Origin of the sequence: Caldiplasma sukawensis, assembly GCF_052315375.1 — an archaeon.
In the GTDB taxonomy this organism is placed as follows: domain Archaea; phylum Thermoplasmatota; class Thermoplasmata; order Thermoplasmatales; family Thermoplasmataceae; genus Cuniculiplasma.
The window spans coordinates 81,257-103,228 of the sequence record NZ_JBLSDG010000005.1 but is presented as its reverse complement, the minus strand read 5'-3'; the positions used below and the strand labels follow the sequence as shown (position 1 = coordinate 103,228).

Here is a 21,972-nt window from a genome sequence, read left to right as displayed (position 1 = left end):
TGGATCATTCACAAAATATTGCCTGTACTTTTCCCTAAGAACTGTGTCGTAAAGGTCACTCACACAGTAACATGGCTATCCCATGAATAAATGTTATTGTTCCCTTATCTGTTCAGGGAATGGGTTTTTAGAAATCCTCATCATAATTGTGTTGTATTTCTCTATTAAATTATGATCAATAAAGTCATTCATTGTAAAATGCCTTTCCATGAATAAATGTTATTTTGTTTTATGAGTTGTATTAGAAAACCTCTACAATTTGAAAAATTTAGATCTGCTAACAGCAAATGGATATTCAATGAAGGAAAATATACAAATCAAGTGGGATCTACAGATAGAATGAAAAGCAAGGAAATAACTGGAAAGAATGAACTAATAGATCATTCAATCATCTAGAGATTTGTTGAAACATGCTGCAATGATCTTGAGGGAGTCATCTCAAGGATCGAACTTGCGGAGAAAATTGCATTCACGTAAAGGAACATAGGTTATTAGAGAGCACCCATATACTTCAGATGTGTCAAATTAAAACTTTATCAATGAACTCACACAAAATGTGATGAGCAAATATTTTTTTTAAATGGATTATAAGGGGGAGGTTTGGGAGACTTGTATGCCATAAAGTGAAACAGTTCCATTCCAATTTGCATTTTCTCCAATGAATTCAATTGTATCATAGAAGGTGTTTAAGGAAAAATTTACACTAATATAACAAACTTGATTGATCTTGGAAAAATTTGTCCCTCTTATTTTGAATTCTCTGAAAATATTTCCGGTGTCATAATCAAAAATAAGAATTTTCATTGAATTATTAACTGAATTATTTGAAACAGAGATTTTTAAAGTCGCAGTATAGTTACCAGGGGGTAAATATTTAAAAGGTCCATACCACAAAGAGCCATTGGGATTTACGCTCACTAGCTTATTTTGATTCATGTATGTTTCATTATAATTGGAAATTCTCATCTCAGAAGGTGTAAAACAATCTAACGTGGGAGTATAATATATAATTTGTCCTTTATATTTATATTTCAATAAAATTATTCCGTGATATTCAGCCATTATCCCATAATTGCCATTTTTATACAATTCTTGAACAACGTCAAACATATTTAAACTATAATTTGGAACATCACTATAATAGTTAAAGCTATTGCTATTGCTATCAGCAATAACATATTGTATTTTTTTTGTCCATACATGCTCAGATAGTTGAAATGTTAAGTTATTGGGATATCCGAACACATAACCAATAATAGAATTGGGAATATTTGGACTGTGCACCAAAACTTCAGGTAAGTTATTTTCTAATAGTATAGAATTACAATTCTGAGGTATCAGACTAATTACATTTTCTAGATACATCTCATCTAAGGTATTGTCCTTTAATATCCCTGACAAGTTATAATTATTTGAACTGTACTCATTTATTGGTGAATACGGTTGATATATAAATGCTAACAAAATTATGATAATAAATATAGTGAAAGGAACTTTATTTAATTTTAATTTCACAAATAAATAAAATAAATTTTTATTAAGTTTGAATTTGTTATTAGAATTCTTTGCATCCATTTTTTTGCTTAAAGATAAACCTTCTGAGGTTCCTAAAAAAAGGAAAGGGATTATTGAAGAAGAATATTGATCACTAATAATATTAGGGTATATGTATCCCTGGTTATTAGCTATAAAAACTAATATAAAGAATGGAGCAATTAGTATTGCCCATTTAATTGATTTAAATGGAATAAAAAGGAATGGTAGAAAAAAAAATATAATGGTAATAAGCTTGGAAGAAATATTTATAAAAGGATTGTAACTTACTATATGAAGATCAGAAGAAAGACTAGCATTAGGAAAAAATAAAAGCGATATTAAATATGCAAAAATAGTAAATGAGAGAGCAACTACCAGAAAAATTATTATATATGTATTTTTTTTGCTATCTTCTTGACTATTGTTTAATTTTAAACTATTTTTGCTAAAAATATTTTTTATTAGTTCATAACCAAGAAAAAGAATTGGAAACATCATATATGGAAATCTCACTAAACCTGAAAGGAAGAAAAATAGAATTGATAATTTATATTTGTTGCGCACATAAAAATAATATCCCAGCATGAAAAAAAAGATAAAAAAAGATTGTGCATGAACATCAAACCAATTTACTCCTGCTAAACTAAAAAAAAACAAGTATGAAATTGAAAGTAATAAAGAGACAAAACTTGAATTATTATGAAGTCTTGAAATTTTAAAGATTACAATTGCCGGAAGTGAAAGAAATAAAGTTTGCACATATAACAAAAGTAAAAGGCTATGAAAATATGAAATCGGTGAAATTAAAATCCTAATTGGCGAGTTTAAAATGTAATATGAAATAGTATGTAAATTTCCATCAAATATTTGAAATAACCCTTTATAGAAAATTCCCAAATCATAAACATAATTGTGAAGTGTAGTAAATTTGTAGTAAATTATGTCTAACCAAATTGCATTGTATAATATAACCATTACCAAAACAATGAGAAAGTAACGTATACTGAATATTTTGTATTTAAAATTCACTTTTTTAAGAGAACTTTCCATTAACATTTCATATTTTTTCTAAATATTAACTTTTTTATGCTTTTATTATTGTGTTACAAAAATTGATCAAAAGCATCACAATGCTAGAAAATGATGATTTTAATATCATAAGTTTGAACAGATACAAGAAGAAGATCTTATGAAATGTGCTTTTCAAATTATAAAAGCAGTTTCCTGAATTCCAATTATTCAGCTAAATGGAGTTCCTACCCAGTAATGTAAAATAGGCTGAAATATGCCTATGGCAAATCATATCTCCTGATGAAGACAGTAATTCTATTAAATGCTTCATTTATGGTGATAGGAAAGAAATGGCCCATATAAAGAATTATGATTGAAGAGTACAGATGATTAGGTTATGAAGAGTATAATTTATGTCCAGTATCTAATCATAGATTTTTTTAAGAACAATCACAAAAACAAGATAATAGTTATTGAGGACCATAATGATAAGGTTTCTCTAGAGTGATTTTAAGATTATTCAGAATATAACCGTTTGAATATTATTATAGACCTAGATAAAGGGATATTCAAAGGAAGGATTCAACCGTAATGGAAAGGTTCAAAGATTTTGAATAAGAAAGTAGAGCATTAGGTTAAAAGAGATAATCATCAATATCAAGGAATATTTAAACAAACGTGAACTTGAAGAATGTAAGAAGTGAGTTGGAAGAAAACAATCTTAGCCTTCCTCTTTTGAACATCGAGGGAATATCAGAATCCAGAAATCTCATTAAACCTCTTAAATCTGGCCTTCTCTTTTAGATCTGAATAAAATATATATAAATGAATCTTGAGTGATCCATCTCAAGCTCATTAAGGATATATTCAACAAAGAATGGCAGAGATGCCATAATACCTAGGATAAGACAATACTCTTGTAATCAATGGAACAGATTTAAAAGAATTGACAATGAAAACAGACACTGCATCACAGTTATATATAACTTAATTTGATGAATAAGGTGAATTTACTTGCAATATGACTTGAATATATCAAGTAAGTCACTTCTAAGGATAACTGTGATATTAGATCGTTCCACAATTCAATAAAGAAAGACAATATCTTGCAATCTGAGTTTCTGGATTTCCATGATACCTTCATTGCCATTAGGAAACCAGTCACAGATTACAATGAATATATTTCGCAGTAATCTATTAATTTTGCTCCCCTAATGGAGTTCAGGAGAAAGTTCACAGTTGATATAAAATTAAGGAAAAGATACTAGAGAAAAAATTTCAGTTAAGACTAAATAAATAATAAAGAAATGTGTTCCAAATTCTGCTGGATTAGCTTCCAAAAATAATTTTCCTCTCCTGAAAGTTAATTTATATGAAATCATAGCTGAGACTAATCCTTACATGTTTAATTTATTCATTTTCTCGAGCTTGACTACGTTTACTGAATATTTTATGGAACTCAAATAGTTTTTTGTCATACCATCCTACAATATGATGTGTCAATGTGTGCTCTATGCTTTAGCAAGTTAATACTTATTTGGGTTTCCACTCCATATCTAAGAAAATAGTATTACAAAGATAGTATTATGATATGACTAGATTTATCCAGATTGATTCCATTTTGTTTTCTCTATTTCACATATGGATGAAAATTCTCTATTTGATATAGAATTTTAAGACCTTTTTTTACCCTCTATCTTATTGCACGATCTATTCATATGAATACAACAATTTTCTCTGCATATTCAAAGAGAAAGATGTCACATATCATTCCAATAATTGGATTTCATGTTTTTAACCTTTAGCTAAAATTCTAATTATAAAATAATTATTATTTTCATGATAAAATTCCATCTCCTTCCTCATCCTTTCCATTTCTTAGATCAATACTTTCTTTTCTCTTATCATTTATGACATTTCCAAACTCAGTAATCCAACTAAGGCAAGTTTTAAGGATAATTCAGAGAGGCCTTCAAGATTTTCTAATTTTTCTCCTATAAATATATAGTTGAATTTCCTTCGAATTTGCTTCAAGACAATCTTCTAATGTTGCATATTTATTTAACTTGTTCACAGTATTCTCATTTATATCAATTGCATTACAAAGATATTTAAATGGCAGATCCGGTAACATTCTGAGGATGTTACTTTTTGTTTTTATATGCAAACTGCTTTTATCTGTTATAAGTTTTCTAAGGTTCCTTATATTTTCAGATAAAGAAAATATCTCTTTTTCTTATCTTATCATGAAATATCTATCGATTAATTTTGAATTCACTATACCATAATCATATTTCTATAGTAGATTTCTTCCCAACTCATAACTCAAGACTATTTAGAATTTTTACATGGAAGCAATCTAAAGTTAAATGGTTTAATAAATTGAAATAATACACTTCTATAAAATTCAGGTCAATTTTATTTATCATGCAGGGAAACTTAGGTGTTTTGATCATCTCTCACTTTTTTTAAATTCAGGAAAGAAAAGCAATAACCTAGGAAATTTAGATAAGAATGTATTAAAAATTGTCACATATGCAAAAGTTTCACAAGAGTTTGTAATAAATAAATTTAATTTATTTTAAAATAGACTTCTATATCTAATTAACCATTTTTTTTGTGATGAGATAAATTTGTTAGAGCCAGGACAATAATAATGGATAAAGATGGAAGAATCATGGAGATATTATACAAGATTTTAAAAAAATGAAAAGAACCCCTCTTATTTTAAAAAAGATTTATTCTTTTGATCCTTAGAATTCAATAATAACTTTATCAAAAGCATGAAAAAGGAAAGCTAAGATATCTTGGGGAGATCACTGAGAGAATACATAATCTCTCATTTAACGCGGAAATAAAAGTTACAGATATCTCAAACAGAACCGTTTCCAAGATGCTGACAAAGAGCAACAGTAAACCTCATAAGATTAGATATTACATTAAGAAGACTGAGCCAGAGATACCTCATTTTAAAGGGGTGTAGAAATACCAAAAAATCTATGAAGAAAGTCTGACTGTCTTTTTCTGATACCAAGAAAGGCCTAGCATTAAGGCTGTAGTGTAAATATATCCTAATAAATTTTTGATCCTAATCATGGGCATGTTTCCAGGAAAGATGACTATCTGAGGAATGAGATATCTTCATTTATTGCCGTATCAATATCTTCTCAGTTTATATTATACACTAGAAGAAAAAAGCCACGACCCGATGAATTCATAAGATTCATTAACATTGTGCATAAGTAATATTCTTGGGAATATGTTATCACAATAATCCTTGCTTACCACTCCTTACATTCTTTTAATGAAACAATAGAATATCATTACAAATAACTACAGAAAATGGGTTTTTCATTTATTCCAAGAGATGTATTATGGCTAAATATAATAGAAAAGTGCTTCAGCTAGATAACATTGACAATATTATGAGAATATTGGCGGATTAGAAGAAAGACTTGAAAAAAGGATTCTAAGTTACACAATTATAAGAGACAAATAGATAAATTGTTTTCTTCAATTTGAAATGAAGGATGGATAAGATGCTAGGTTGAAAAGGAGTATGAAACTACGATTATAATTAGGGAATTCTATATTAAGAGTGCATTATTCATATTTTTAGTTTGCTACTATCTCTCATTTTTAATTTTTGGACTATATTTGGTTGATTCTAATTAGCTAATGCATATTATTTGTCTTAATAATGCTTTCAAATTCAGAAACCATGTTATCTTCTGAAAAATATAAAGCAGTTTTTTTCCCCTCCTCTGAAATTTTTGCAATCATATCACTGTTTTGTGATAGAGAAAGTATTGCGTTCGAAAGTTCATTTACATTTTCGATTTCTACCAACACAGAATTAACACCATCTATCAAATATGTGTCATATCCATCAAATTTTGTAGAAATTAATGCACAACCATTAACCATTGCTTCTAAGTTGACAAGTGGAAACCCTTCTGTCCGAGAGGGTAGAATAAAAATCTTACTCTTACCATATAATTTCTTAAGAAATTCATCTGATATATTTTCGTGATATTCAATCCATTTTGGAACTTTCTTTTTGTTCAGGTTTCCGAAACCTATTAATTTAAAATTTTTTAATTCATCCTTTATATTATTTAACGCGTTTAATACAACATCCGACCCTTTATAGTATTCATTTCTCAAAGGAAATAAAATTATATTTTCTTTCGTTTGGCTAACTTCCTTCCAATAATTAATATCTATACCAATATGAAGAAATAGTGGATCATCAGATTGAAATCTTCTTAGAAGACTAGAATTAATTACTACCTTCTTAAGCGGGAGATCATATGAACGTCTTGCATAAGATGATAAAGAACCTGAAAATGAAGGGTCATCTTCTTTATTTTGAATAAGGTAATATTTATTATCACAATTTAATTTTATTTCATTTACAAAAAAAGCGGTACCCCACCAAGTAGCAAAAATATTTTTAATATTTAAATTGTATTTTTTATCCTTCCTCAATACAAATATTGGGATATTCTCTATAATTGAAAAATCGTAACTTTTTCCGTATATATGTTGAATAACCTTTGAGAACGGCTTAATTATCTTTTTGGGCAATAAATCATATAATTTCTCGTGTATATTCATCTTATAATTAATCTGTTTATCATTATTGTCATTAATTCCTAGTTCTTTTCTTATACTACTATTACTTATTATGAAACATACTTTATATCCTTTCTTTTTTAGTTCTCGCGTGATCCTAAAAACAATCTGGTCACCACCAGATGGTCGTTTCAAAGGCAGAGAACCAAGAACAAAAGCCACGTCAAAGTTTATTTTTTCCATAAATCACCTTCATTTACTTAATAATACTTTTTAAAAATTGAGTGAATTTATCCTCCGAAAAATTTTCTTCCATTCTAAGTCTCCCTCTCAGTCCCATTTCTTTCGCTTTATCAATATTTAAAGATAAATATTCCATTTTTTTTGCCATTTCACTTGGTGAACTTATCAAATAACCTGTTTCTCCATCTTTCAATATTTCTATCGGACCCCCCTCATTGATTGAAATTATTGGTTTATAACTGGCCATCGCTTCAATTAGGACTCTTCCGAAATCCTCATTTTTAGCAGAGAATAAGAAAGCCAAAGAATCCTTGAGGTATCTATTTTTCTCATCTTCTGAAACATTCTCCTTAATTTCAACATTCATTTTTTTTTCGTAAATCAACGATTTAATTTTATTTCGATATTGCATTTCTGTCTTTGTGTCAACAAAACCAATTAGTATTAATCTATAGTCATCGTATTTACGAGAAAAAATTTCAAAAGCATTTACTAAGAATTCAAGCTGTTTCATTGGGGCAATTCTTCCAATAGAAACAAAGTATTTCTCATAATTCCCCAAGTGATATTTATTTTGGTCAATTCCTTGATACATTACTTTGGAAGGAATATTATAATATTTTTCAAGCCTAGTTTTAACATTCTCGCTAACAGCAAATATTTTTCCTGAATTCTTAAGAATTAAATACTTATATAAAACGTTATAAAAATTTGAAAAACTCTTCCATATAAAACGCCCTAAGAGGCCTTTAAAAACAATGTTAGAATAAAAATTAATATTATCAGAAAAATAACGTGGAGGAGTATTAACAACCAAAACATCTGATTTTGGTGGAATAACACCCCCAGTAGAAAATAAGACGGAATATTTTGATTTTAACTTTTTTAAAGTTGCAGGGTATATATGTATAATTAATTCTTTAATAAGGCCATTCTTAGAGTGCTTATAAATTAACAACAACATTTTAGATAAAATAGTCCCATTCTCTATAAGTGAGTTTGAATTTGGTCCAAATAAAAAAATAGCTTCACAATTTGTTATTTTTGAAATATTTTGAATAAGCTCCTTTTCCCCACCATTAGAATTGTAAGCAGCAATAATGAGCCATTGCTTTTTGTTTACCTCTTGTTGATTCAGTTTTTCTGAGTTTATGCCCAATAAACCTCAACACCTATATTATGTTCTATTTTAATATATTTCCGCTTTGAGATATTTTGTATTTTTATATATACAATTTACAATAAAATAAAAGGTAATTATTGTATATTATGGCAACTACACGATGAATTATTTAAATAAATTGGAACATGATGTAGCCATTTACTTTAGGTTATTGGAAAACTAATATAATTCCATTTTTTGCTGAAGTTATAATTTATTAACGTGAGATATTACATTACATCCTTCTAAGTACCAAAACAATGAATGTCTGTTTTTTATAGAATTTCTATGTTGTCCTACTTTGTGAGATACTTACTTTGTGAGATAATGGCAGTGCAGAATGTACTTTCACGTTATTCTGCTAACTGTTAATATTTTCACATAAATGCCGGAATTCCTAAGAAGTACGCAGACCCCTCTGTATCCTTTTATTTTAAATTAAATATGTTCGGATATTTGTGCTTTAAATGTTCATTATCTCCCTCTCTTGCTTTAATAAATTGTTGATTTGAAATGTCTATTTCATTTGATATAAGTGCAAAGGCAATATTTTTCTTTATAATGTCAATAGCAATCTTTATTTGCTCCAATGTCGACCTTTTAAAAAAAATCTATTGCAGATGTCCACCACAAATCAATCTCTTGAGATAATCTATCCATTTTTAGTATTTTTTTCTTTTTATGTTTCACAAATTAACTTGCTTTTACCATCAATAAACTTTTCTTTCTAACTGTGAGGCTTTACTACAGATATTTTGTATCTAGGAAATAATTTATCAATGATTGTTGCTGTCGGTGTGTCTCGACCACTATTTTTATCTTCTTTTTAGCAGGGTATATATGTGTATGAGGATAAAAGGTCAATAAACTCGAAGATATCAATTTACATAGTTTCAAGATGTCCGAATCCTTAAATCAGGATAAATGATTTAAACCTTAACAAGATATCCATTATATAAAACATGTACAAAACACATAATCAAATTTATTAAATTTAAAGAATGAGGATATATAGAAGGTAGGCAATTAAATGGATAATGAGATAAAATATTTAAGGGATTAGGATGCAATCAGTTGACGCTTCTTTGTACCCCTTATTTCAATTTAGATAAATTTCAGGATGCTTAAAATATTCTACGAATGAATTATTATTTAATTTTCCCAAGTTAAATTTATTGAATTGCTCTGACGGCAAAATAGAATTCAGTAAGATTTCGAATATAGTTGTAAAGATTATTGAAAAAATGAATCTTTAATTATTACCTAAGAATTATAGTAATAAAATTGTAAAAAGAAAATTAATTATATAGAGGGATGGTTGCACATCTTAATTTTATATATTTTTCTTTATGAAATATTTTTTCATTAACGAGTTTTGAATTCATTTCATAATGTTTCATTAGATTTGAATTTTCTAAAAACCAAAGTAAATTTTACCACGATTAGTAGCATTTTTTTGGTACGCAAATTTGTGTCACAGGGTAAGTAATTTTTCAACATAATTTTATTATCATATGGTTTTAGGCAAAAAAAGAAACGTTATATTATTTAATTAGACAAACCCAATACTAATATTAGCCGATTGTTAAGCAGATTATAAGCACTTACTAAAAATAAATTTATAAATGGAAGAAGCATAACTATTTAATATAATCACGTAATAATGTCACATTTCAGGAGTTGAGTTGGGCGAAAATTGCCTTTATTTGTGACCGTGTAAACCCATTCTATTTTGGAGGGTATGAATATTTAATTTATAATTTATCTCAGAGATTAGCAAAACTACATAATGTAACAATATTTACATCGATGAATGAAGAAACAACTAAAATAAATGGAGTCGTTTATGTCAGGATCGCAAAGAGATATAGATACGTGAATTCCAGCGGAATTCATAATATAAAGGATTCGATAAGATTTGCACTAAACGTATATAAAAATATAGATAAATTCAATATTTATGATATTGTAATAATTAACACAATACCATATTTTCTATATGGAAAAATAATTAGGAAAATCAAACCTAAAAAAATATCTATTTTTCATGAAGCTTGGCATGATTATTTAAAGGAAGTTAATCCTATTTTAAGATATCTATTGCCTATAGAAATAAAGGGCATAGTAAATCATAGTAATTTGATTGTTGCAGTATCTTCTATAACTAATAACTCATTAACTAAAAATTATGGAGCAAAGAATGTAATAACAATCCCAATAGGAATAGAATTGGAGCCGTTTTTCGATGAGGTAGAACAGAAATATGACATTATATATCTTGGGAGATTGGCCAGTATTAAACACATAGATACACTTATAAAAGCGGTTAGGCTAGTAACTCATAAAATCCCTGATGTTAGTGTGTGCATTGGTGGAGAGGGGGATGAACTGGATAAATTAGTTGAGTTGACTAGAAAACTAAAATTAGAAAAAAACATTTTCTTCATCGGAAAATACAAAGATGAAGAGAAATTTAAATTGTTGAGATCTAGTAAAATCTTTGTTTTACCCTCAGAAAGAGAAGGATATTCAATTTCAACCCTAGAAGCTATGTATTGCGGAGCGGTTCCAATAGTATCAAAGCCAAAGTATGATGAAGTCTTTGGATGTTCAGATTTCGTAATTAATAATGTGACTGGTTTGTATTTTAGCTTCGGAAACATAATAGAGCTTAAAGAGAAAATAATATACCTTTTATTAAATAAAGATATTTTATCTAAGCTTAAGTACAATGCGCAAAACATATCAAAAAAATTCAGCTGGGTAAATGTTTTAAAAAAATATGAGGAAGCCATACTTACTATTTGATTTATGCTGTATAAAATAAATGGATTTCTCTATCTTTTTTTTAAGTAATTATTAACCCTCATTCATTTTCATTTTGTGAAATCCGGGAAACTTTTCAGGAAACTTCTTGATAATGAGTATATTTGTATCATTAAGGAAATATGGTTTGATCTCCAGAGAAAGATGCTTGATATCATCTTGGATTCTCCAGGATGATCAAAATTCACATGTACTGTATGTATACATTGTGTGATATATACTATGTGCAGATAATGAAGAAAGTAGATGGAGAAAACTTAACATCTTTAATTATCTTGTATATGTCCATGGAAGAGAACCGATAATAAAATGCAATGAACATGTAAAGAAAAAATTCAATCTTTCATGTGCAGCCGGATCAAGAATGCCAGATATAATCAAACGGGGAAAGTCAAATAAGAGGAAAAATGATGGCATAATGGAGGTAATAAAATATGAAATAAATTAAGCTGTTGTAAAAGGATTGAAAGACAGGGCCCTTACATCATTTAAGTATTTTTATATTTCAAAAAATCTATCCATTTTTGATAGATTGATTTCCTTTGTTCCTATACAAAATTCGAGATAATACCTTTAAAAACATTTTAATTTGAAATGATCTTATAAATTAAGCGATAATTGAAAACATAATTTAGTCAGTATGGATGGTAAACTCTGTATTGACTGTGGTTTCCATTCTGATCTCTTCATCCCATAAATACAGTGATTATTGAAATTTAAAAACCTGCTATTACACCTATTGTTAATACTCAAAACTCTCACTATTACTTTAAAATATAAATTGAAGATATTCCTTAAAGATACCTGTAATTAAACTATACCTTAAATTACAAGCTGATCTCATTAAGTAATGGTTAACCTAAATGCGTTTGAAATATTCCACTTTTTTCTAATGATCTTAAATTTAAAGAATAAAACTACATTTCATTCTATAATAATTTATTGAAAATTATACATATTATTTTTAAAGAAGAAATAGTAAAGATTATTTTCTTCTCCTTATGATTGCTATCGCGGAGCTTATCAGTGCAACTGCAATAATAATGCCTACTATTGCATACAATTCTGTGTCTGATAGCCCTGACGATTCTTTATTATTTACTGTTGATATTATTTTGAATGATATGGATTCAGATGTGTTTTTTCCATTGACTGTTATGCTTCCAGATGAAATTGTTAGATTGTAACCAGTAACAGATGATACCGTGAACGAATATGTTCCATTTGGCTCAGTGAATAAGATTGTGTCTGTTGTTGATGATTCTGTCAATCCGTTAAGTTTTACAGACCATTCAGTATCAGAAGGCAGGCCGGACTCTATGAATTTTACCGTATATGTTACCTGTGAGAACTGTACTGATATTGATTTTGAAGAACCATTCACTGTGAATATACCTCCGTTAGCATGATAGATCTTATCGACTGTACCTATTGTGAATGAGTATGATCCGTTGATAAGTGTGAATGAATATGATGATCCCGTTATAGCTCCTGAAGACATTCCGTTTGAAAGATTCACAAACCAAGGAGTGCCGGAAATTAATCCTTTATCAACAAATGTTACTGGATAATACGCCATTTGTTTTAATGTTGATATGATGCTTACAGATCCAGAAAGATAGTTGGCAACATAGATATTTCCATTCGAGGAAACAAAAGCTAAACCCTCTGGATCTTTCCCAACATCAATTGTCAAGATAACTCTGTTAGTTGAGCCGTTAATGACCGATAGATTGTTGGTATTGGAATTTGTTACATATATGTAGCCGTTCACTGAATCAAATAGTACACTATGGGGGTTTAAACCCACAGATATGTTTGATATTACTTTGTTAACTGTTGGATTAATTAAGGAAACATCTTGTGAAAGATCAGCTGCTATATATATGCAATTGTTTAATGAATCATATGCTACTCCCGATGGTCTTAATCCCACAGGGATAGATGTAATAACCCTGTTTGTTGTACTGTTAATAACAGAAACATTTTCTGAGTTAGAATTGGTTACATAAACATAATGGTTCAATGAATCGTATGCTGAATTACAGGGGCCTGATCCCACAAGGATCGTAGAAATGACCTCGTTCGTTTTACCATTTATTACCGATACGTTATTAGAGTCATAATTTGTTACATATATATATCCATTAAAAGGATCAAATAGAACACCTTTTGGATTTGTTCCAACTCTTATGGTGGAAACAACTCTATCAGTTGTACCATTTATTACTGAAACCGTGTTGGAAAGTTCATTTGTAACATAGATGTACTCGTTAAGTGAGTCAAATGTTACTCCTTCTGGTCCTAAACCTACTGAAATAGTTGAGAAGATTCTCTTAGTAGAGCTGTTAATGACGTAGACATTATTTGAAGCCTCATTTGTAACATAAATATATTTATTAGAGGTATCAAATGCTGCCCCGTCTGGTTCTGAAGCTATTGATATTGTTGAAATGACAGTGTCTGTTGAACCATTTATTACTGAAATATTATCGGAAAGACAATTTGTTACGTATAAGTATCCGTTAAATGGATCTAAAGCTGCCTGTTGAGGATTCAAACCTACTGAAATTTTAGAGATCAATGTATTTGTTGATCCATTAATCACACAAACAGAATTATCTTCTGAGCTTATTACGTAAATGTAATTATTAAATGTATCAACTGTCACTCCTTCTGGAAAATTTACGGGGATTTGGGTAACAACTTGATTTGTTGAGACGTTTATGACATAGACATTGCAGGAACAAAGATTAGATACATACATATAACCATTTAATGGATCAAAGGCTATACCTTCGGGAGATGTGCCAACTGTTATGTTGGAAACAACTTTATTTGTAAAGTCGTTTATAATTGATACATTATTAGAATATGAATTGGTTACATATATATAGCCATTTAATGAATCTAATGCGATTCCATATGGATTAGTGCCAACTGAGATTGTTGAAATTATATTGTTAGTAGAACCGTTTATTACTGAAACTGTATTTGAATTGTAGTTTGTAACGTATATATATCCGGTCGATTTATCAAATAAAACTTCTTTTGGATTTGACTGAACAGAAATTGTGGAGACCAGTTTATTTGTTGAACCATTTATTACTGAAACTGTATTTGAATTGAAGTTAGTAACGTATATATATCCGTTTAAGGAATCAAAAGCTGCTCCATCTGGAGATGAACCTACAGTAAGGGTTGAAACTACACTCCTTTTTGAAAGATTTATTATTGAAACTGATTTGGAAAAACAATTTGTTACGTATATTTGACCGTTAAACTGATCAAATGTTATCCCGGATGGCCCTAAACCATTTCCAGTATTGATTTGATTTCCATTTAAAAGGGTGTTATTAAAAAGAATTAGTGTGTTATTGACATTCTCACATTCTTTTAAATTCGTGCTTTGAATATTTGTTACCTTTGAAAAATTGTCTTTTTCCATTTCGTTTGTAACTTTATAATAAGATGAGCCTGATGCAGGCGTTAAGAATACAGTTACCAAAAAAATCGTAAATATGAGAGCCAAGATAATTTTTCTTGAGTCTATTGATTTTACCATAAGGTAGCATGAATGAAAAATTTAAAAATTTTTCCTTATAAAATATTTAATTGATTTTTTAAAGTGAAAATATTTTTTTTATTTGGTAAAAAAGAGTGGAGCGAAATTAGATAAAATTTTACCATTTATATTAAAAAATCTTTTTATCTTATTAAATCTTTCAAATTAAAAAAATTTATTTCTTCCATTTTATAAACACATATCTTATAGCATCACAAATTATGTATAAATTCCCAAATCAATAGAAGCAAATCTCTTGAATCATGACTTAAAACTCTCCTGAACAACCATGGAGTTACTAATAAGTATGGAAGAAATAGATAAGAACCGTACAGAAGTTGTTAAAATGACAGTTAAGTAATAGTACAAATGTATAGGAAAGACAATTTCATATATATTTTATCCATATGAAAGTCTCTGATAAATAGAGCAACACATGTATCTCAGGTTTGCAAAACTGAATGAGAAATTTTCTCAGATAATATTTAAGGGAAACTTCAAATGCAGATGTGAATTAAAAGAAGTGTTAATTGAGATTTATAGTTAAATTTATAAAGAGTTTTTGAAAAAATCTTAATCAGAAAATAAGTGAGCGATTAAACTTAAGAATTTAATATACATTATCTAATAATTACTTTTTTCAAAAGTTGTAAAATGTAAAAATATACTTATGTTATAATTAAATTTAGTTGTCTAGAAGGTTTGTCATTGACTATTCTTAAGAATGTAACAAGGGGAATGAAGTTAATATTTTATAATTCTTCCAAGATATAAGTTATTATATTATATTATTAGTTTTATCAATTTTTTTAAGAAATTATAATTTTCAGGAAATATGGAGTAAATAAAATTTTTTTCATCCTCATTAAATATTTTTAATAAATTGGCAATTAAAATAAAAATAAAAGCTCCCAATATAATCAAAAATATTATAAAAAATGGGGAATATCCATAAAATGATATTAATTTATCTGTCAATATAAACAATACTATAAACATTAAGAAAGCAGAGATCCATACTTTTATCATTCCCAATATATCAAATTTTACAATATTATAATCTTTTGCAAAATTATAAATTACTATAAAAGAAACGATTGACACAGATGAAAAGCCGATTGATGCGCCTGTAATTCCGTAAGATGGGATCAAAAGGAATGATAACAATATGTTAACAATAAGTGATAGGCTGCTTGAATAAATGAACAATTTTGTTTTTCTTATGGAAGAAATTGCCTGAATTAATATATTCTGAGATATAAAAAATGATGTGATTATCATTACAATCATTAAAGGTATCTTGGCCTGAACATAAGAAGGCCCTGCAATATAATAGAGCAAAAGTGGAGATAAAGCAGCAACTCCAAATGAAGCTGGAGTGTAAAAAAAACTCAAAAGAAGAGAGGATATTCTTGTGTTTTCCCTTATTGCATCATTTAAATTATTACCGAATAGATTTGAAAATTTTGGTAATATGATGTTGTTAAATGGACCTACAATAAATAAAATACCACTGTAAAAAAGAAGTGTAAAATTATATATTCCTAAGCTTGCACTGTTCAAGAAATAGGCAACTACAAATCTATCTGTATAGGAAGCTCCGTATCCTATTATAGATGAGAAAAGAACTGGCAATGAGTAAAGGATTATTGTTTTATGATCCAATGTATCCCCTTTTATGTTTTTATTTGACAATCTAATTAAAATAAAAATGATTATTATACCGAGAATTATACCTAAAGAAAGACCAATTATCCATCCATAAATTATAGCTATCAGAGAATGCAAAAATAATGCAAGTATAATTGCTCCAAAATAATATAATGTCCATATGAAAATGCTCACAATTGCTGATATTTTGAATTTCTGAAAACCATTTATTGCCCCTACTAAAATGTTAAAAATTATGGTTTCAAATATTACTATGGAAAGGTATTTTATGTATAAAGAAAAATTAGCAGAGTGAAAGAACGTTATTGAAATATAAGGTGAAAGAAGCAAGAGAATTATCAATCCTATAAATCCAGTCAGCAATCCTAAAAATAAAATTCTTTTAAGAGCTTTAAAAGGTGAATATCTTTGAGATTCAAGATAATAAGAAACAAAATGAGTTACACCTGTATTCAACCCAAGTGAAAAAAGTATTCCAAAAATTCCAACTATTGCCAAAAACAATGCTAATACTCCTAAATCAGAGGGTGTGAAAATTCTTGCAGCTACAATATAAAATAAGGATCCAGAGAGTATCTGGACCCCATTTCCAAGGTATTGAAATATCGCGCTTATACCAAGATACTCTTTTGGCTCGGATAATTCCATTGGTTCCCATATGTATGAATATTATTAAGATCTTTTTTTATCAAGCTTATTTATTTTCTTAAATTATAATTTATTAGTGAAAAATTTTCATTTACTTTTTCGGATAGTCTACCAACTTTTGCTTATCAATAACATTGAATCATTCTTTTCTCAAAATTCAAATTCATGAAACATAAAATGATGCATTTCTGGAACAAAATCAGAATGTAATGAATAATGTAAGAGTTTCATAAAAACACATCTTGGATTGTTACTAAGACATTGAAGTATTTCATGATTTCTCTCATGAGATGATGGATACAGATATTACTGATGAAAATGAATATTAATGGAATGGATATTATGAAATGGATCATGAAACAATGTAAGGAAAAATAAGGAAAAATCAATTATCTGAGAATTCAAAGGGATCAAAACAATTAATTTTGGACAACTTTATTTGAGAAATACCAGCGTAATATTTGTAGTGATACTCTTTTGTTTACTTTTTTCACTTCATGAAATGGTATTTTCTCAGAAATTAAGAGGACAAGGTAATATTGAACCTTTTAATGAATTCATGAATAATTGTTCTCAATTAGTTTGCATTAATATTTAGAAGAAATTTTTTTAGTCTAATCAACACTGTTTCAATCTACTACAATAACTTCAATATTATCTATAGATATAAAATAAATTGATTTTAATGAGTATTCCATTGTTTTATTACGGTATTTTGTATTTATCATTATTGACAATCAGTTTTTAATACTTTATTGAGGTTTATTGCATCACACATTATGCATTAATCCAAAAAAAAATAGAATCAAATCTCTTGAATCATGAGTTATACCTTTTCTGAATAACCAGGGAGTTACTAATAACTATAGAAGGGATATATAAGAAGCGGAAAGAAGTTGTTAAAATGAAATTTAAGTAATATGTGAAAAAAATTGATGATAATTGAGAGGAACGCTTTCTTATATGAATGTGTTTGTTTGAAAAATGGATACTATTACGAAAGCATGAAATCAAATATGAAGAGATTGGGAATTTTTAAAGTAAAAATTTATAGGAAAGATAATTTCAGAACTGATAGATTTGATCAATATGAAAATCCAGTGGGAATATATCAACACTTATATCTAATGGTTGCATAGATTAATAAGAAATTTTCTAACATAATATTTAAGGAAAACTTCAAATGCAGATATGACTAAAAAGAAATGTTCAGTAAGATCTATAGTTAAATTTAGTAAGAATTTGTTAAATTATCAATTTCGTAGCTCCAGATTAAAAAAAAGTATCAATAAGGATTTTTTCTTTAATATCTAACAAATATTTTTTTTTATAATTTTTATTGAAAACGTACTGAATTTATTGAAAATAATTTTAAATCAATATGAATGAGAAAAGTCAGAATGATAATTATAGAATGATTTCTACAATTTTATGCGTTTTTCTTTGAAATCTAAACTAGTTAAAAAGGCTTAAAAAAAGGAGTTAAAATGAATTTAAGTGATAAAATGATTATTGAATTTTATTAATTTCCATCATAACAATAAATTCTTATATACAAAATAATTATAAAAAGGTGTATAAAAATTCAAAATTATTTATTTGTTTTGCTTTAGCCTTGATTTTAATTGTTCCGGGGTCACCATTATCTAGTGAAAATACTAAACATTTTATTTCGTCGAAAATTGGTCCGAGTACCTCTACGAGTATAATAACTGTGACAAATAATCAATCAGAGCCTACACCCTCCCCTTTCCAGGAAATGGTGGTTATTAACAGCAAAGAATACGCAAGTGTAGAGAATTGTAACCTTTCAAATGTTTGGTTCAGTTACCTAAATGGCACCAGAATACCATCCTGGCTAGAATCTGGAAACTCAAGATATGATTCAAATAGTACTTACTGGTTAAAAATTAATTCATCAATACCTGCCGGTGTATCTGTCAGAATATTGATAAATTTTCTTCCAATTGGTCAAATAGCGTTCAATAATTGGACCGGAGAGGCTCCGCAGCTCTCAAGACCGTATGGTATTTATGATGATGGAAAACAAGTTTTCAACTTTTATGATAACTTTTCAGGCACATCACTTAAAAGTTCAATCTGGAATGTTCAGGGAGTTTCATCTGCATTTTCCATAGACAATGGAATCTCATTTTTAACCTGTACAGCATTGGTTTCAAAGGTTAGTTTCAAGTCTGCATCAGAAATTGAGGCATATGGGATTATAAATACACCTGAATACAATAATAGTACATCATATTTCCTAAATGGAGTGGGATATGGTAATGGAGGAATGGACTGCTCCAGTCCTGTAATGACTGCAGGGTGGGCAGAGGCAAATTCAAACATGCTTGGCCTTAGTATATGGGTAGGTAATGGAGTTGCATATACCTATAACGCTTCTAAGTCCCTGAGTCCATATGATTACCACGTTTTCGGTGTTGGATACCTTGGAAACGGAAGTACAGCCCTGTATGTTGATAACAAAATTCAAAACGTTAGTGGATTTCCAAATAATACAGGTATATCAATGAATGTGGTTCTCGGTTTTCAGGCAAGGAATTCTCCAAAGATCTTTCATTTTTACTGGATTTTCGAAAAGAACAGCACCAAATCAGGTCAGAATCTGCCATTTAAGATATACACTTCAACAATTCAATTTCAAACAGTAGGTCTTCCAGTCAATGTCCCGTGGACATTAAGTATACAAGGTTCAATGAATTTTAACAGTACGGGAGGTGTTCCAATCATAGCCAATCTCGTGAATGGAACTTTCAGAGGAAATGTAAGTGCCGGAGATGGATATATAGCATATCCAAATTCCATGTGTTTTTTGGTTAATGGTAATTCAGAAGCTTTCATAATAAACTTTGAGTCTCCTTACAACGCTTCTCTTATTCGATCAGAAACTACGTTTTTCCCTGGAAATGGTTCAGGATTAAATTCAGTATCGGGATATCAAATATCCTACTTCAGTCCACCAATGGGATTCTATGCACCGTTCTTTGTTTCAATGGCTTTGGACAATGTTTCTAACAAACTATTTGCAACATTCTCCGTAAACAACACAGGAAATGGAGGTCTAGTATGGGAAAATCTTACAAATAGAACCTCTGGGCACATTGAATTGGCAAATTTCTCAAATCAAATGGGCCTCTATTTTAACTATAAAAATAACTACATATATGTACCTGATAAATCTGGAATTATAATAATAAATGCATCCAACATGAAGATTGTGAAAAATGTTTCCATAAAACATGTCAATGTTTTAGCTTTGTCATTTAATCCTGAAAGTGATACATTTTATGTTTACTCTATAAACTCAACTTCAAAGACGAATATAACAACAATAAATCAAAATGGACAAATAACAGGTAACTTATCTTTTCCTTCAGTATATCTTTCGAGTAGGCAACTTTCTGAATTTATTTCACCACCTGTATATTATCTTGGAACCCTTATGATATCTAACGCTACTGGTATTGTGATATATAATCTGACAGATGGAACACAGAAATTTGTAAAAGCTCCATCTAATTATATACCCATAACGCTCCTTCCCTACGGTCATGCCGGATCATTCTTGGTAGGTGACTCAAATTACAGCGCAACTTACAGTTATGTTTACAATTCATCGAGTGGTCTCTTTACAAAAGGACCATCAGTTTCAGGTGAGGTTGTTGCCTCTGCTTTCAATCCACTGAATGGAGATTATTATATTTGGTCAGAGGGCCAAAATATCGATTCAGGAAATATAACTGTTTTTAACCCAATTAACAATAGAATTGTAGGCAAGGTTCCTTCCCCCATTGCCCCCAACAGTGATATGATTTTTGATTCAAGTAACCAGCTTTTGTATGTATTGAGTGGTTCTATTTCAAGCATGGAAGCTTTACCTTCTCTCTATGTATATTCGACTCAACACCAGTATAATATTCAATTCACAAAAAGTGGACTACCGTCGATGTATTCATGGTCAATAAGTATAAAAAATGAGGTAAGTTCAGGTCAGATATATGGAAATAAATATAGTACATATTTGCCAAATGGTACATACGCAGTTTCAGTTAGAGCCTATACAAGCTTATACCACCCATTAAATACAACATTTTCCATATACGTCAATGGTTCAGACAAATCTGTTGACGTTTCTTTCATTCTTACAACATTTGAAGTCACATTTATTGAAAATGGTTTACCCGTTGGAACAACCTGGAGTATTGTTTTAAACAATGTAACTCATACCGTGAATTCTAATTCAGTCATACTGAATCTTCAGAATGGTTCATACAGATTTTCAGTATCAGCCAATGGTTATATAGCATCGAATCAGTCAGGATTTTTTAATATATCCGGGAATAATATTGTGATCAGAGAAACTTTTCAGGAAGTTAAAACCAATGGATTAACACCGTATTATACCATTTTTGGAATTTTAGCTGCAATAGCGGTTGCAGCAACTGGAATAATTATCTGGAGGAAACGAAGACAAGCTTAAATTCGTTTATTATTATTTTTTTAATTTTTTGATTAAAGTATTTTTATTTCCTTTATTGTTTTAATATATCTTTATTAGAGCGTAGAAAATTTTTAATTAGTCTCTTCGATTTTGTTTATCAATAACATTGAATCATTCTAGCAGCTATGTTTAAATTTCACGAAACATAAAATGATTACTTCCTTGAAAAACAACAGAATATAATGAATAATTAAAGAAATTCATAAAAAT

The 21,972-nt window shown here is 28.9% G+C and carries 7 protein-coding genes; 2 read left to right on the top strand and 5 right to left on the bottom strand.

Going from position 1 to position 21,972, the window contains the following annotated elements:
• Nucleotides 1–585 precede the first annotated feature (585 nt).
• The 3 genes from ACNF4Z_RS04345 to ACNF4Z_RS04335 all read right to left on the bottom strand — a co-directional run bounded on the left by ACNF4Z_RS04345 (nucleotide 586) and on the right by ACNF4Z_RS04335 (nucleotide 8,527).
• On the bottom strand, nucleotides 586–2,586 hold the full coding sequence (locus ACNF4Z_RS04345) for a DUF2079 domain-containing protein (RefSeq protein ID WP_458328019.1): 2,001 nt from the start codon (nucleotides 2,584–2,586) through the stop codon (nucleotides 586–588).
• Between the two features lie 3,636 nt (nucleotides 2,587–6,222).
• On the bottom strand, nucleotides 6,223–7,368 hold the full coding sequence (locus tag ACNF4Z_RS04340) for a glycosyltransferase family 4 protein (RefSeq protein ID WP_458328018.1): 1,146 nt from the start codon (nucleotides 7,366–7,368) through the stop codon (nucleotides 6,223–6,225).
• A gap of 13 nt (nucleotides 7,369–7,381) precedes the next feature.
• Nucleotides 7,382–8,527 (bottom strand): glycosyltransferase family 4 protein, encoded by a 1,146-nt coding sequence (locus tag ACNF4Z_RS04335; RefSeq protein ID WP_458328017.1) that lies wholly within the window; start codon nucleotides 8,525–8,527, stop codon nucleotides 7,382–7,384.
• A gap of 1,683 nt (nucleotides 8,528–10,210) precedes the next feature.
• Here ACNF4Z_RS04335 and ACNF4Z_RS04330 point away from each other — a divergent pair.
• Nucleotides 10,211–11,338 (top strand): glycosyltransferase family 4 protein, encoded by a 1,128-nt coding sequence (locus tag ACNF4Z_RS04330; RefSeq protein WP_458328016.1) that lies wholly within the window; start codon nucleotides 10,211–10,213, stop codon nucleotides 11,336–11,338.
• 1,003 nt (nucleotides 11,339–12,341) lie between these two features.
• Here ACNF4Z_RS04330 and ACNF4Z_RS04325 read toward each other — a convergent pair.
• Nucleotides 12,342–14,921: a YVTN family beta-propeller repeat protein gene (locus ACNF4Z_RS04325; RefSeq protein WP_458328015.1), complete on the bottom strand. Its 2,580-nt coding sequence runs from the start codon at nucleotides 14,919–14,921 to the stop codon at nucleotides 12,342–12,344.
• A 783-nt stretch (nucleotides 14,922–15,704) separates the two neighbouring features.
• Nucleotides 15,705–17,240 (bottom strand): oligosaccharide flippase family protein, encoded by a 1,536-nt coding sequence (locus ACNF4Z_RS04320; protein WP_458328014.1) that lies wholly within the window; start codon nucleotides 17,238–17,240, stop codon nucleotides 15,705–15,707.
• 1,714 nt (nucleotides 17,241–18,954) lie between these two features.
• Here ACNF4Z_RS04320 and ACNF4Z_RS04315 point away from each other — a divergent pair.
• Entirely contained in the window at nucleotides 18,955–21,741 is a 2,787-nt protein-coding gene (locus ACNF4Z_RS04315) for a hypothetical protein (RefSeq protein ID WP_458328013.1), read from the top strand.
• Nucleotides 21,742–21,972 lie beyond the last annotated feature (231 nt).

What these genes read in the sequence shown, in the direction of transcription:
- ACNF4Z_RS04345 (WP_458328019.1), bottom strand. Translation starts at nt 2,586, where the DNA reads ATGGAAAGTTCTCTTAAAAAAGTGAATTTTAAATACAAAATATTCAGT.
- ACNF4Z_RS04340 (WP_458328018.1), bottom strand. Translation starts at nt 7,368, where the DNA reads ATGGAAAAAATAAACTTTGACGTGGCTTTTGTTCTTGGTTCTCTGCCT.
- ACNF4Z_RS04325 (WP_458328015.1), bottom strand. Translation starts at nt 14,921, where the DNA reads ATGGTAAAATCAATAGACTCAAGAAAAATTATCTTGGCTCTCATATTT.
- ACNF4Z_RS04320 (WP_458328014.1), bottom strand. Translation starts at nt 17,240, where the DNA reads ATGGAATTATCCGAGCCAAAAGAGTATCTTGGTATAAGCGCGATATTT.